General features: G+C 40.9%; 12 protein-coding genes. 9 read left to right on the forward strand and 3 right to left on the reverse strand.

What is annotated here, in order from left to right; translation table 11 throughout:
* The first annotated feature begins 42 nt into the window (after positions 1 to 42).
* The 3 genes from B9Y69_RS16785 to B9Y69_RS16795 are packed head-to-tail and all read left to right on the forward strand — an operon-like array spanning position 43 to position 3,523.
* A complete protein-coding gene (locus tag B9Y69_RS16785; protein ID WP_085474134.1) occupies positions 43 to 1,068 on the forward strand; it encodes a glycosyltransferase family 4 protein in 1,026 nt (341 codons plus the stop codon).
* A gap of 20 nt (positions 1,069 to 1,088) precedes the next feature.
* A complete protein-coding gene (locus B9Y69_RS16790; protein WP_085474213.1) occupies positions 1,089 to 2,468 on the forward strand; it encodes a nucleotide sugar dehydrogenase in 1,380 nt (459 codons plus the stop codon).
* Between the two features lie 35 nt (positions 2,469 to 2,503).
* Positions 2,504 to 3,523 (forward strand): NAD-dependent epimerase, encoded by a 1,020-nt coding sequence (locus B9Y69_RS16795; protein ID WP_085474135.1) that lies wholly within the window; start codon positions 2,504 to 2,506, stop codon positions 3,521 to 3,523.
* Between the two features lie 51 nt (positions 3,524 to 3,574).
* Here B9Y69_RS16795 and B9Y69_RS16800 read toward each other — a convergent pair whose 3' ends face one another.
* On the reverse strand, positions 3,575 to 5,119 hold the full coding sequence (locus B9Y69_RS16800; protein WP_085474136.1) for a capsule assembly Wzi family protein: 1,545 nt from the start codon (positions 5,117 to 5,119) through the stop codon (positions 3,575 to 3,577).
* Between the two features lie 302 nt (positions 5,120 to 5,421).
* Between B9Y69_RS16800 and B9Y69_RS16805 the strand changes: the two genes are divergently transcribed.
* Positions 5,422 to 7,539 carry a carboxy terminal-processing peptidase gene (locus B9Y69_RS16805; protein ID WP_234991292.1) on the forward strand — a complete coding sequence of 706 codons (2,118 nt, stop codon included), beginning with the start codon at positions 5,422 to 5,424 and terminating at the stop codon, positions 7,537 to 7,539.
* An 82-nt stretch (positions 7,540 to 7,621) separates the two neighbouring features.
* Complete coding sequence (dcd, locus tag B9Y69_RS16810) at positions 7,622 to 8,158, forward strand: dCTP deaminase (RefSeq protein ID WP_085474138.1); 537 nt, start codon at positions 7,622 to 7,624, stop codon at positions 8,156 to 8,158.
* Positions 8,159 to 8,208: 50 nt separating this feature from the next.
* On the opposite strand, the gene prfB is transcribed toward dcd, so the two are convergent.
* A protein-coding gene (prfB, locus tag B9Y69_RS16815) for a peptide chain release factor 2 (RefSeq protein WP_134430222.1) occupies positions 8,209 to 9,292 on the reverse strand; the annotation gives its coding sequence in 2 pieces (ribosomal slippage) (positions 8,209 to 9,231 and positions 9,233 to 9,292; 1,083 coding nt in all).
* 121 nt (positions 9,293 to 9,413) lie between these two features.
* On the opposite strand from prfB, the gene pgi reads away from it, so the two are divergent.
* The 4 genes from pgi to B9Y69_RS16835 all read left to right on the forward strand — a co-directional run bounded on the left by pgi (position 9,414) and on the right by B9Y69_RS16835 (position 14,022).
* Positions 9,414 to 11,060, forward strand: a complete 1,647-nt coding sequence (gene pgi / locus B9Y69_RS16820; RefSeq protein ID WP_085474139.1) for a glucose-6-phosphate isomerase — start codon at positions 9,414 to 9,416, stop codon at positions 11,058 to 11,060.
* 98 nt (positions 11,061 to 11,158) lie between these two features.
* The gene (locus B9Y69_RS16825; protein ID WP_234991293.1) at positions 11,159 to 11,728 is read left to right on the forward strand and encodes a 3'-5' exonuclease; all 570 of its coding nucleotides are present in this window, start codon (positions 11,159 to 11,161) and stop codon (positions 11,726 to 11,728) included.
* Positions 11,725 to 12,714: a mannose-1-phosphate guanylyltransferase gene (locus B9Y69_RS16830; protein WP_085474140.1), complete on the forward strand. Its 990-nt coding sequence runs from the start codon at positions 11,725 to 11,727 to the stop codon at positions 12,712 to 12,714. Before B9Y69_RS16825 ends, B9Y69_RS16830 begins: the two co-directional genes overlap by 4 nt.
* 18 nt (positions 12,715 to 12,732) lie before the next feature.
* On the forward strand, positions 12,733 to 14,022 hold the full coding sequence (locus B9Y69_RS16835) for a nucleotide sugar dehydrogenase (protein ID WP_085474141.1): 1,290 nt from the start codon (positions 12,733 to 12,735) through the stop codon (positions 14,020 to 14,022).
* 22 nt (positions 14,023 to 14,044) lie between these two features.
* On the opposite strand, the gene B9Y69_RS16840 is transcribed toward B9Y69_RS16835, so the two are convergent.
* Entirely contained in the window at positions 14,045 to 14,464 is a 420-nt protein-coding gene (locus B9Y69_RS16840) for a 6-pyruvoyl trahydropterin synthase family protein (RefSeq protein WP_085474142.1), read from the reverse strand.
* Positions 14,465 to 14,472 lie beyond the last annotated feature (8 nt).

Raw genomic sequence — 14,472 nt, forward strand, 5'->3', positions numbered from 1 at the left:
GAGAGATGGGAAAAAATAAAAAATGCTTGATTTAATTTGTTTATGGAAGATGTGAGAGTTTTTTCTGCTGGGGATAATTTGCAACGATTTGGTGGAGCCCAGAAGGTTATGGTGGACGTGCACAATGGTATAAAGAAACGGTATCAAGCAAAAGTTTTGGGACGGTGCAGTTTTGAAGAGATAGATGAGAATTATGGTATTAAAAGAGGAGAGTATCACAAATTGGTGAATCCGCTTTCCTTGAAGAATGCGGTGGTTTTGATACATGCTCGTAAACTTGCAACCTATTATCATATTTTGAATAAATTATTCTTCTTGAATCTAAGGTTAATCTATGTCTCTCATAACATATATGAGAACTTAAAATGTGTTACCTTTCTTCCTAAGAATATAGTTTCAATTTCTGATAAAGTCACAAAAAACTTAGTAGAGTATTTTAATATCCCAAAGGATAATATAACAAAGATTCACAATGGGATTAGAGATAAAGCAAGTATGCAACGAGCTGTAAAAATAGATAGCTCTTTTATACAGATTCTTTATCCTGCTCGTATTAATGACGTCAAACGCCAAGTAGAGGTTGTTAAGTTTCTAAAAGGTAAATTAAAGAAAAATGTTTGTATCACATTTGCGGGAGCAGGGCCCAAAGAATGCGAATTACGAAGTTTAATAACCGGTGATTCTAACTTTCATTTCTTGGGCTTTGTGAAAAATATGGAACCTGTTATTTCGGACAGCGATTACATCATGCTGTTCTCGAAGAAGGAGGGACTGCCAATTTCTCTTATGGAAGGTGTTCGAGATGGTAAGCCTTTGATTATAAATGATGTTGGGGGTAATTTAGAGATAGGAAAACCCGATGAAAATGCTTTTGTGGCTAATAATTGGGAGGACTTATTATCTGTTGTTAACAACTTGCCTTTTAGGTTCGAACCTGAGTACCTCCGTCGAAGTGAAATGAGTTTAGAACTATTTGAGCGAAATTTTAAATATGAAGATATGATCCACAAGTACTGCACATTAATTAACAATGTTGCATGTGGGGGAAGAAATGTGAAACAGGATTAACACACAAAAAGAAAATTCCAATGGAAGTTAAAAAAATAGCCTGCATAGGAGCGGGTTACGTTGGCGGGCCAACGATGTCAGTTATTGCACAAAAGAATCCCGATTTGCAGGTAACTGTCGTAGATCTCAATGCGGAGCGTATAGCGGCTTGGAATAATCAGGATGTTTCTAAACTTCCTATTTATGAGCCCGGTTTAGGAGCTGTTGTGGAGGAGGCAAGAGGAAGAAACCTTTTCTTTTCTACAGATGTAGAAAGAGCTATTGTGGAAGCTGATATGATTTTTATATCTGTCAATACACCCACGAAAACGTATGGAAAAGGAAAAGGACAGGCCGCTGATTTAAAGTTTATTGAACTTTGTGCAAGGCAGATTGCTGCGATTTCTACGACAGACAAGATTGTTGTAGAGAAGTCTACGCTACCTGTTCGTACTGCAGAGACACTGAAGAGCATTCTGGATAATACGGGTAATGGCGTGAATTTCCATATTCTGTCTAACCCCGAGTTCTTAGCAGAGGGGACCGCTATCGCAGATTTGCACGCCCCAGATCGCGTGTTGATTGGAGGCGAAAATACAGAAGCAATTAATGCCTTAGTTCAAGTATATGCTTCTTGGGTACCAAGAGAGCGGATCTTGACAACAAATCTTTGGTCATCAGAATTGTCTAAGCTTGTAGCTAATGCTTTCTTAGCACAGCGTGTATCTTCGATAAATGCGATTTCTGAATTATGTGAAGTGACGGGGGCGAATGTGGATGAGGTTGCTCATGCCATTGGTCAGGACTCTCGTATTGGGTCTAAATTTTTGAAAGCATCCGTTGGATTCGGTGGTTCTTGTTTTCAAAAAGATATTTTGAATTTAGTATATATAGCGCGTTCTTATCACCTGCATAAAGTGGCTGATTATTGGGAACAAGTGGTACTTTTGAACGACCATCAGAAAACTAGATTTGCGGAGAAAATTATAAATACGATGTATAATACTGTTAATGGCAAGCAGATCGCATTTTTAGGATGGGCATTTAAAAAAGATACAAATGATACACGCGAATCGGCGGCTATTTACGTTGCTGATCATTTGTTAGATGAACAAGCAAATATTATTGTTTACGATCCACAAGTAACCGCTGAACAGATTTATAAAGACCTGGATGGCTTGGGCTCACGACCACCAGCGCAAAATCGAGCATTGTTGACTGTGGTTTCGGACCCTTACCAGGCATTAAGTGGCGTGCACGCAGTGGCGGTTTTGACAGAATGGGATGAGTTCAAGACCTATGACTGGTCCTTAATTAAGCAAAATATGAAAAGACCAGCATTTGTTTTTGATGGTAGAAAACTGTTACATGGTGCTACATTGCAAACATTGGGTTTTACATATTACGCAATTGGTGAATAGATAAAACGAAGGAAGTTAATTATTTCAGAACAAGTATGATGAGTACACGGAAAATTTTGGTTACTGGTGCAGCGGGCTTTATTGGTTTTCACCTTTGTAAACGATTAATTGATCAAGGAATCAATGTCGTAGGTTTGGATAATATCAATGATTACTATGAAGTAGGTTTGAAATATGACCGCTTAGAGGAATTAGGAATTGAAAGAATGAAGAGTGAACAATGGGAACAAACCTCCGTATCGTTGCAATACCCTAATTTTTCATTTATCCGAATGAATCTAGAGGACCGAGAGAACCTACCTTTACTGTTTGAAAAACATCAGTTTGACGCGGTTATTAATTTGGCTGCACAAGCAGGGGTTCGTTATAGCTTGGAAAATCCAATGGCATATATTGACAGTAACATTGTGGGTTTTGTAAATATTCTGGAATGTTGTCGTCATCATAAGGTTGATAATTTAGTATATGCATCGAGTTCTTCCGTCTACGGTGAGAACGAGGTTGTTCCTTTTTCTGAGTCGGATAGAGTAGATAATCCAGTTAGTTTATATGCAGCGACAAAGAAAGCAAATGAATTAATGGCACATACTTACAGCCATTTATATAGGTTTTCTACGACCGGTTTACGTTTTTTTACAGTATACGGGCCTTGGGGAAGACCAGATATGGCGCCTATGTTGTTTAGCCGAGCGATTTTGGAGGGCGATCCTATTAAGGTTTTTAATCAAGGAGACATGAGTCGCGATTTTACCTATATTGACGATATCGTTGCGGGTATCGTGATCGCTTTAGAGAATCCAAAAAAGGAAAATGATTACTACCAGATTTTAAATATAGGAAATGGCTCGCCTGTAAATCTTTTAGAATTTGTTGAAACCTTAGAAATAGCACTAGAAAGAGAGGCAGAAAAAGTGATGTTGCCGATGCAGCCTGGCGACGTTCCTCGCACGTGGGCTAATGTTGATAAATTAAGTGGATTGGGTTATCAATCAACGACAGATATTAGAAAAGGTGTAGGAGAGTTTGTTTCTTGGTATAAGAATTATTACAAATAAAATAGTTGATGCTGAATTGATTATGGGTCAGCATCAACTATTATCCCCTTCTTAAAATTGTCGGCGGATATACACTAAGGCGCCAGCTCCGTTATCAAGAAGTTTACCGTGATCAATAGCTATTTTTGTCCCGACCTTCGTGTTTTTATAGAGAAATTTCTCTCCTTGTAAAAGGAATGACATCTGATTTACGGGTGTAAAAATACCTGAGGTAGGAGGTCGATGAATTTCTCCCAATGATCCTCCCCATTCACTCGTGCTAAAAGTGCCATAATGCTTGGCGTATGTTATCTTACTAATTATGGTCGTATTGTACACTAAAAATGAGGCCCCGATATGTCCGGCAACAACCCGGTTACTAATGAAATAATCTCGGGGATAACTAATCTGACCTGCCCGAGCAGCATGTGAGGGAACAATCAGTGGATTACCCAAGCCGACCTGTTTATAGGACCAACCTTCCGTATAGTAGTAATTATTATAATAATCTTCATCGCCAGATTTTGTTGGTTTAGACCATGGATAACCCGCTTGATCTTTCGAGTAGAAGAACTCAACAAGGAACTTGTGCCAGTCTACATTTTTTTGTGTTTTTCGGTAATTATTGTTTGTTAACGTGATGCCGTTTAAGCCGTCTTTGATGTTTGCGAGGTTAGCTAAGGCTCCTACATCGTAAAAATTTTGTCTGTAAGCCATCAAGCTAATGCTACCTAAATTGTATGAAGCCCCAAGGTCAATAGATCCTTGATGATTCCCAATTTTAGAACGAGGAATACCCGAACCTCGCCCACCATAAGCCTTTCCAATAGTGACATACGTTAGCGTTTGTAAGAAATTTAGGTCATACAAACTTCCGTATACTTTTTCTTCGCTTCCCCATTGAGCTTGATGATTGAGCCCTCCATATAGTGCGAGTTTCCAGGTGGACTTGCCTATTCTACCGTATAATGATTTTTGATGTAAAAGGGTGTGTAGTTGATTATCTGTCGGACGTTTCTTGAAAAGAGAAGGGTCAACCGGATGCTTGCCCATATATCCATTTGCGAAATTTCCTTTAATAGAGAAAAGGCCCCCGAACCACGGTATACGGTAATACTCTGGAATGCTAATTTCGAACTTAGGTACCCCAAGTGCATTCCCGGAAACGGCAAAATTTCCGGAGGTCAGCAAGGTGTCACCATTCAATCCCATTACATCCTTGCTACGACCAAGCTTGGCTTCAAACATAGCAAACCGTACCCGTACATGCGCATCAATGACCTGCGCTTGAGTTTCCTTGCCGAGGTTTACGCGTCCCTCTAACCCGTAGCCCCAATCCCAGTTTGAATTTCCATTTGCCCGCCTTCCTTGCCACTCACCAGGATGTTTGTAATTTCTAAAGCCGCGAAGGATCATACTTCCAGACCCACCTTCGGCCGGTACAGATCCATATTGATTGGAACGCATCCAAAAGGGAACGGCCTTAGAGCCGGCAAAACCACCTTGAAGCTCAATGGCTAATCCTTTGTGAGAGACGCTGTCTTCTTGCTGTGCAAAAAGTAAGGAGGGAGCTAATAGTAGGTGAAAAACTATTAACCAGGGGTTAAATCTAATCATCGCCTAAAGATAGTGAATTCGCTCAAATAGTTGATGTGCAGATCAATGAAAAATATCTAATTCTTCGAAAGAAATTCAAAAAGAAGAGTGCGGCGGACGAATTCCTAAAGTTATCTCAACGTAACATTTCAATCGAAAAGCATCTTTTCCTACAAATATTTTTATCAACATAACTTTCATGTTCCATTTTTCAGTATTTTTAACGCCATCAACCACTTGTAGAAAATATTGGGGTCTCCAAAGTGGGAGAAGAACGCGCTTTTAGAAAAGGATAATAAATGCATTTTAATAAATTAACATATATGTTTAAGAATTTTGTCTTTGGCCTTGCTTTGATTTCGATTATTGCGTGTGGGTCAAAACCACGGGTCAGTTTAGATGAGGAGAATTTGGGGCTTAAACCATCGGCGCAACACGAAGTGATTGCGAGTGAAGTTGCCAACCTACTGGAGAATCATAGCTATAAGAAGGTTCCAATGACGGACTCACTTTCGGCTATTGTCTTTGATAATTTGTTGAAATCGATGGATCAGGGGCGGAACTATCTCCTGCAATCAGATGTTGACCAGTTCCAAAAATATAAAAATACCGTGAGCCAAGATTTCCGTAAAGGTGATCTGTCTGCGCCATTCTTTATGTTCAATGTATATTCCGATCGCTATTTGCAGTGTATGGAGTATGCGTTAACACAAGTGGATGTGAAGCATGATTTTACGGTTAATGAGAATTATGTCGCATATCGGGAGAAGCTACCTTATTTTAAAACGGATAAGGAACTGAAAGATCAGTGGCGTAAACGCGTGAAGTATGACCTTTTGAATCTTCGTTTAACAACGACTGATAAAGATTCGGTGGACATGGAGAAGCATAAAGAGACGTTACGTAAGCGATATAAAAACTTGATTTCTCAAGCTAAGAAAACAAATTCTAATGATGCTTTTCAGTTGATTATGACAGCGTTAACGGATGCGGTAGACCCACATACGACATATTATAACCCTTCCTTTGCGCAAGCATTTAATGAGGGAATGTCGAATACATTTGAAGGTATCGGCGCGCGTTTGCAGATGGAGAACGAGATGGTAACGATAAAAGAAGTTATCGCTGGAGGTCCCGCCTTTAAGGACAAGAGCTTAAATGTGGACGACAGAATTATTGCAGTAGCGCAAGGAGATGGCGAGTTTGATGATATCATCGGATGGCGCTTGGATGCTGCTGTGGCAAAAATCAAAGGTCCAAAAGGAACCGTGGTTCGATTAAAGATTATTCCGGCCGGGCAGGAGCTTACTGCGCAACCGAAAATTGTTTCGTTGAACCGCGAAAAGATTGTGGTTGAAGAGGAGTCTGCATTGAAAGAAATTAAAATGATCAAAGGAGAAGATGGGAAAACCTACAAAATTGGTTTAATCAAACTTCCTAAGTTTTATATTGATTTTGCTGCCTTGCGCGCGCGTGATCCTAACTACAAAAGTACGACACGAGATGTGCGTCTGATTTTAGATACGTTGAAGCAAGAGAAAGTGGATGCGGTGGTACTCGACTTACGTCAAAATGGCGGAGGGTCTTTGCAAGAGGCGATCGAGCTTACTGGATTATTTATTGATAAAGGACCTGTTGTGCAGGTACGTGATACGCGTAACCGAGTACAGGTTGATAGCGATGAAGAACCTGGTGTGGCATGGGACGGTCCGTTTGGCGTTATGATAAACAGATTTTCGGCTTCGGCTTCTGAAATCTTCGCGGGCGCGATTCAGGATTATGGTCGAGGTATCGTTTTGGGTTCACAGTCTTACGGTAAGGGTACCGTGCAGTCGGCTATCGAAATGTCGCGCTTTATTAGTGCGACGAATAAACTTTTGTTAAAAGCAAAAGGAGAAGATAAAGATCCAGATACCCCGAACGGTGCTCCGGAATATGGACAAATCAATATCACGATGGGTAAATTCTACCGTGTTACAGGAAGTAGTACACAACATAAGGGGGTATCCCCGGATGTGTCTTTCCCAACGCAATATACGGCGGAGAAATTTGGAGAGAGTTCGGAACCATCTGCTTTACCATGGGATCAAATTAAGCCAACAAATTACAAACGGGTGGCTGATTTGACTGCGGTAACACAAAAGCTTAATGCGGTACACGAAACCCGAATGAAGAAATCCCCAGAGTACAAATACTTGTTAGAAGATATTGAAGAATTCAAGAAACTGGACAATGTGGAGGAGATTAGTCTGAATCAAGTCGAACTACAGAAAGAGAGAGATCGTGTTCGTGCGAAAAATAGAGCACGTATCAACAAAGGGTTGGAGTTGAGAGGATTGCCTTTGTGGAAGGAAGGGCAGCCACAACCAAAAGTAGATTTTGACTTTGTGTTAGATGAAAGCTTAAATGTAATGGCTGATTTTATTCGGTTGGGTAAGTAGAGACACAAGAATTATCTGCGGTAAGCCTTGGGGGCTGTGTCTAAAGATAGCAGTAAAGGACTTTAGGTCTAATAGTAAAAAAATGATATTATCAGATAAGCGAATTTTAGAAGAGATAGACAATGGTTCAATTGTCATTGAACCATTTGATCGGAAGTGTTTGGGTACAAATTCCTATGACGTGCACTTAGGTAAATATTTGGCGACCTATAAAGATGCTGTATTAGATGCCAAAAAGCATAATGAGATTGAGCATTTTGAGATTCCAGCCGATGGTTTTGTGTTGGAGCCTGGAAAATTGTACCTGGGTGTTACGTTAGAGTATACAGAGACACATGGGCATGTTCCTTTCTTAGAGGGGAAGTCGAGTACAGGGCGTTTAGGGATTGATATCCACGCTACAGCAGGAAAAGGAGATGTTGGTTTTTGTAATACATGGACCTTAGAAATTTCTGTGGCGCAGCCTGTACGAGTTTATACCGGTATGCCTATCGGACAGCTAATTTATTTCGTAGTGGAAGGTGAAATTGAAACGCTGTACAATAGTAAAGGAAATGCAAAATATAACAATAAGACCATTAGACCGGTCGAAAGCATGATGTGGAAGAATGCTTTTTAAAACAAAAGGGAGAACAATTGTTCTCCCTTTTGTTTTATAGAGTGCTTTGGTTAGCCTCCAAATTCCATAAGGTAGGCTTTAAGGAAGTCATCTAAATCGCCATCTAAAACCGCTTGCGTATTAGAGGTCTCTACATTGGTACGTAAATCCTTTATTAGTTTGTATGGGTGCAATACATAGTTGCGAATCTGTGAACCCCATTCAATCTTTTTCTTAGACCCTTCAATAGCAGCAGTAGCTTCTTGTCTTTTACGCATCTCTATTTCATAAAGTTGTGACTTCAGTAATCGAAGTGCATTTTCTTTGTTTTGGAGCTGTGATCGTGTTTCCTGGTTTTTAATAATAATACCTGTTGGTTTGTGGTGTAAGCGCACGGCAGTTTCCACCTTATTAACATTTTGTCCACCTGCACCGCCCGAGCGGAAAGTGTCCCACTCTATCTCTGAGTCTTTAACATCAATCTCAATATTATCATCTACTAAAGGGTACACATACACCGAGGCAAAGGAAGTATGTCGCTTGGCATTAGAGTCGAAAGGGGAGATCCGTACTAAACGGTGCACGCCATTTTCTCCTTTTAAATAACCGTAGGCAAAATTTCCTGAAAACTGTAGCGTTACTGTTTTTATTCCAGCAACATCACCCTCTTGGTAATCTTGTTCAGTGACCTTACATCCATGTTTCTCTCCCCACATAATGTACATCCGCATCAACATAGCTGCCCAATCACAGGATTCGGTGCCGCCAGCACCAGCTGTAATCTGCAGGATGGCATCTAATTGATCTTCCTCCGCACTGAGCATATTTTTAAACTCGAGTTCTTCAATCTGACTTAACGCTAAATTGTGTTGCTCTTCGAGTTCTTTTTCTGTCGCATCTCCACTTTGGAAAAACTCGTACAGTACAATGGTGTCTTCAATCGTACTGTTTACCTCATCGAACTGGTCCGTCCATACTTTTTTATTCTTGATCGCATGTAAGACTTTTTCGGCTTCTTTTGGAGCGTCCCAAAAAGTCGGTTCCAGTGTGATGGCTGTTTCTTTGGCTATTTCTTCTTTTTTGGCATCGATGTCAAAGATGCCTCCTCAGGGATGTTACACGATCCCTCAAGTCTTGAATGTGTTCTTTGGTCATGATTCAAAAGTAGCGGTAAATAGGCGAAAAAACAAACCTTTCTCCTGCACCTAAAAACTCGATTTTTACACCGTTTTTCTCGGTAAAATTAATTAAGTTTGGTTTAATAAAAGAAATAGAGATGTTGCCCAGAATAGATTTTACAACGACCCAAGCCTACCGATATTTAACGGACCATTTTATCAACGTTAATGTGTATAGTATCAAGGATTTTTTTGCACAAGATCCAGAACGTTACAATAAGTTTTCCGTCCTTTTTAATGATATTTTATTGGATTATTCAAAGAATAGAATAACCGATGAGACACTCGCACTGTTGATGCAGTTAGCACGGGAGTGCGAATTGGAACAAGCAATTGATGCGATGTTTAAGGGAGAAAAGATTAATGAGACGGAAGGACGTGAGGTGCTACATACCGCATTACGTAATCTTTCGTCTACACCTGTGGAAGTTGATGGGACTGATGTAATGCCGCAAGTACGGGCGGTTTTGGCACGTATGAAAAATTTTAGTGCCCGTGTAATTGGTGGTGACTGGAAAGGCTTTACAGGAAAAGAAATTACCGATGTTGTAAATATTGGCATTGGAGGTTCCGATTTAGGGCCAGTCATGGTGACAGAGGCTTTAAAAGCATACCGCACGCGATTGAATGTCCACTTTGTGTCGAATGTGGATGGCACACATATTGCCGAAACACTTAAGCCTTTAAATCCAGAAACAACACTTTTCTTGGTGGCTTCCAAAACATTCACTACACAGGAGACAATGGCGAACGCAGAGTCGGCAAAGGCCTGGTTTTTGAAAGCAGGAGCTGCGGCGGGGGATGTTGCTAAACACTTTGCGGCTTTAAGCACGAATGAAAAAGGTGTAGCAGCTTTCGGGATCGATACCGCTAATATGTTTGAGTTTTGGGATTGGGTTGGCGGACGTTATTCGTTATGGTCGGCCATCGGTCTTTCTATTGCTTTGGCCATTGGATTTGATAATTTTGAAAAATTATTAGCTGGCGCCCACGCCGCGGATAATCACTTTAAGACGGCGAGCTTTGAAGATAATATCCCTGTGATCTTAGCTATGTTGGGGGTTTGGTATAACAATTTCTTTGATGCGGAAAGTCACGCTATCCTACCATATGACCAGTATTTACATCGTTTTGCGGCGTATTTCCAACAGGGAGATATGGAGAGCAATGGTAAATATGTAGATCGGAATGGTAATCGTGTTGATTATGAAACAGGTCCCATAATTTGGGGTGAACCTGGCACGAATGGTCAACATGCTTTTTATCAATTGATCCATCAAGGGACGAAGCTAATCCCTTGCGATTTTATTGCACCTGCAGTTTCACATAATCCGATTGGAAACCATCATCAACTTTTGCTTTCTAATTTCTTTGCGCAAACGGAAGCCTTAATGAACGGTAAATCCGAAGGTGAAGTGATTGCTGAGCTCACGGAGCAAGGAAAGTCGGAACCTGAAATTGAGCGGTTAAAGAATTTTAAAGTGTTTGAAGGAAATAGACCGACAAATTCTTTTTTGGTGAAAAAGGTGACACCAGAGACATTAGGCACATTGATTGCTTTCTATGAACACAAGATTTTTGTGCAAGGCATTATTTGGAATGTCTTTAGTTTTGATCAATGGGGAGTAGAATTGGGTAAGCAGTTGGCCAATAAGATTCTTCCTGAGCTGAAAGCTGAAGGAGAAGTGGAAAGTCATGATAGTTCGACCAACGGATTGATCAATCAGTACAAGGCCTGGCGTTAAATGAAATAGTTGGATATTTGGCAAGTTTGTTGCCGTAATCTGATATGAGCGCTGAGCGCGATGACGAGAAGTAATTAAAATCGTTACCTTTGATGTTGATGAGTATGACCTTTACAGCGATAGATTTTGAATTGGCAACAGCAGATTATACAAGTGTATGTGCCGTAGGTATAGTGAAGGTAGAGAATAGTCAGATTGTGGATGAATTCTACGGTCTGGTCCAACCTCCTGGGAATAAATATATGTGGCAGACCACACGTGTTCATGGTATAAAATCTAAGGATACGAAGGATGCACCCACTTTTGCGGAAATTTTTCCGAAGATAGAGCCCTATCTAAAACAACAAAAAATGGTGGCGCACAATGAGAAATTTGATCGCGAGGTTTTGATGAAGACAATGACGCGATTTGAGCTGCCTTATAAATCCCTGCAATTGCCTAAAATGTGGGAGTGTACGAGTAAAATTTATAGTGCGAAAGGGTTTAAAAAGACGAAATTAAGTATTTGCTGTGCGATTATGGGGATTGAGTTACATCACCATGATGCGCTATCGGATGCACGAGCGTGTGCACAGTTGTACATCAGGCGTGATCAAGTTACCAGCGAATTGATAATGAAACATTTTCCAAATACGGAAATAGAAATAAAAGAGCATAAAGCAATATGAGTAATGTTATTAATGTGATCCTATCCGGTGGAGTTGGATCTCGATTGTGGCCATTGTCCCGAAAGTCTAAGCCGAAACAATATCTCCCATTTTTTCAAAATAAGTCTTTGTTTGGATTAACGATAGAACGAAACGAGAAGGTATGTAACCATGTATTGCTCGTTGGTTCTGTTCAGAACATAGATTTGGCTAAAGAAGAGCTTAGTAAGGTTTCACATGATATTATTGTAGAGGCGGTGCCACGGAATACAGCCGCGGCTATTGCGTTTGCTGCTTTATCCACGGATCCGGATGATATTCTTGTGGTTACACCTTCAGATCACTTGATTGAGGGAGAGGAACAGTATCTACAAGCACTTAAGCGTGGTATTGAGTTCGCAAAGGAAGGATTCTTAGTGACATTTGGAATAAACCCAACTCGTCCAGAGACAGGTTATGGATATATTGAGGCAGCTGGAACCGATGTATTGTCGTTTCGTGAGAAACCAAACTATGAGACAGCAAAAGACTTTATCAAGCAAGGTAATTTCTTTTGGAACTCGGGTATTTTTTGCTTCAAAGCAAGTACTTACCTGCAAGAACTAGAACGCTTTGATCCAAAGTTGTATACGGCCGCGAAAGCAGCTTTCGACGGGGCTAAGGATGGGGTGTTGGATGAAGAGCTTTCCATGCGTATTCCGTCTAAAAGTGTTGATTATGCTATTATGGAACGGAGTGATAGTATTAAGGTAGTTCCTTCGTTTTTCCAGTGGTCCGACATGGGGTCTTTCGACTCGCTATATGACTACCTAATCACTAAAGGACATCCAAAGGATGAAGCAGGAAATGTGGTGATTGGTGGTTCGAAGCATACCGTTTTCCTTGGTCTTAAAAATTGTATTGTGGTCAATACGGATGATGCTGTCTTAATTATGGATAAAGCGCATGCGCAAGATGTAAAGCATGTGTACGAGACATTAGAGAAAGAAGGATCGACATTAGTTTAGTAAGCAAGGTAGGGAAGCATGGATAAGAAAATTGCCGTAATTGGTCAAGGGTATGTTGGGCTTCCTTTAGCATTGGCTTTTGCTGCTCACCACCCTGTGGTGGGATTTGATATTGATGCCGTGCGCGTCGCGGAGTTGAATCAAGGATATGATCGTACGTTGGAAGCGGAGACGTCTTTGATTCAACAGATGCTTGACAAGAGTGAGCGAGGAGAGGGGGGATACCGTGCGAGCACACTGACCGAAGATATTGAAGATGCTTCGGTGTATATTGTCACAGTTCCTACGCCTATTGATGAGTTTAATGCGCCCGATTTACGGTTCTTATTGACTGCGTCTGAGATTATAGGTCGTGTGTTGAAATCCGGAGATATCGTGATTTATGAATCGACCGTGTATCCTGGATGCACAGAAGAGGATTGTGTGCCGGTGTTGGAGCGTGTGTCGGGATTGGTGTATAATGAAGATTTCTTTGTGGGTTACTCGCCTGAGCGTATTAATCCGGGAGATAAGACGAGGACCTTGCAAAATGTTGTTAAGGTTACTTCTGGAAGTACGTCTGCGGTTGCCGAGGAGATTGATGCATTATATCGCAGAATTATTACGGCAGGTACCTTTAAAGCTTCCTCGATTAAGGTTGCCGAAGCGGCAAAAGCGATTGAAAATGCGCAGCGCGATGTTAACATCTCGTTTGTCAATGAGTTAGCGTTGATTTTTGATCGGGTGGGGATAGATACGCATGAAGTTCTGGAAGCCGCGGGCACAAAATATAATTTCTTAAAGTATAAACCTGGTTTAGTCGGAGGACACTGTATCTCGGTCGATCCGTATTATTTGGCACATAAAGCTTCACAGTTGGGTTATCATCCCGAAGTAATTTTGTCGGGTAGGCGCGTGAACGATCGGATGGCGGAATTTGTAGCTTCCAAGGTGGTTAAATTGATGCTCAATAAGGAAATCGCTGTTAAAGGAGCAGATGTTTTGATACTAGGGATGACCTTTAAAGAGAATTGTCCAGATATCCGAAATACCAAGGTAATGGATATTTACGATGAGTTAAAGCAATATGGTGCGGTCCCACATATATTCGACCCTTGGGTAAATGTAGTGGAAGTACAGCAAGATTTCGGTGTTTCTATTTTAAAGAAACTTGATGACCGAGCTGTTTCCGCTTATGACGCTGTTATCTTAGCTGTGGCACACCAAGATTTTCTGGATATAAACATGAGCGAACTTCGTAAGCCTCAGTCTGTTTTATTTGACTGTAAGGCTGTGCTTGATCGGACGCAAGTAGATGCGAGGCTATAGCGCTTGTTTAAGACAGGTTTTGCTAGCGTGAAAAACTAGCTGAACACTTCGCGGTTTCTTCGACTTTACAAGAAACGAGCTCCACGCCAAGGCCTTCTAATTGTTGTGGTCCTATTTTCTCGACCATATATTGAGCAATGTTTTCTGCTGTAGGGTTGAAAGGAACAATGACAAGACTTTCACTTGCAACCAATTTTAGCTGCTCCAATAGTTCATCCTTCTCCCAAATTAGGAATTTGTGATCAAAATTATCCTCTAACCACATACAAAGTTGAGATTTGATAACAGAGAAGTCTATAACGCGACCTATCTCATCCAATGCCGTTGAGGCTATGGTGAAGTGTATGCGGTAATTATGCCCGTGTAAAAAACGACATTTCCCTTCGTGTCCAACAACACGATGTCCACACGAAATATCGTGGTATCTCTCTGCAATTATCATAGCACAAA

The organism is Sphingobacterium psychroaquaticum, from assembly GCF_900177625.1.
GTDB lineage: Bacteria > Bacteroidota > Bacteroidia > Sphingobacteriales > Sphingobacteriaceae > Sphingobacterium > Sphingobacterium psychroaquaticum.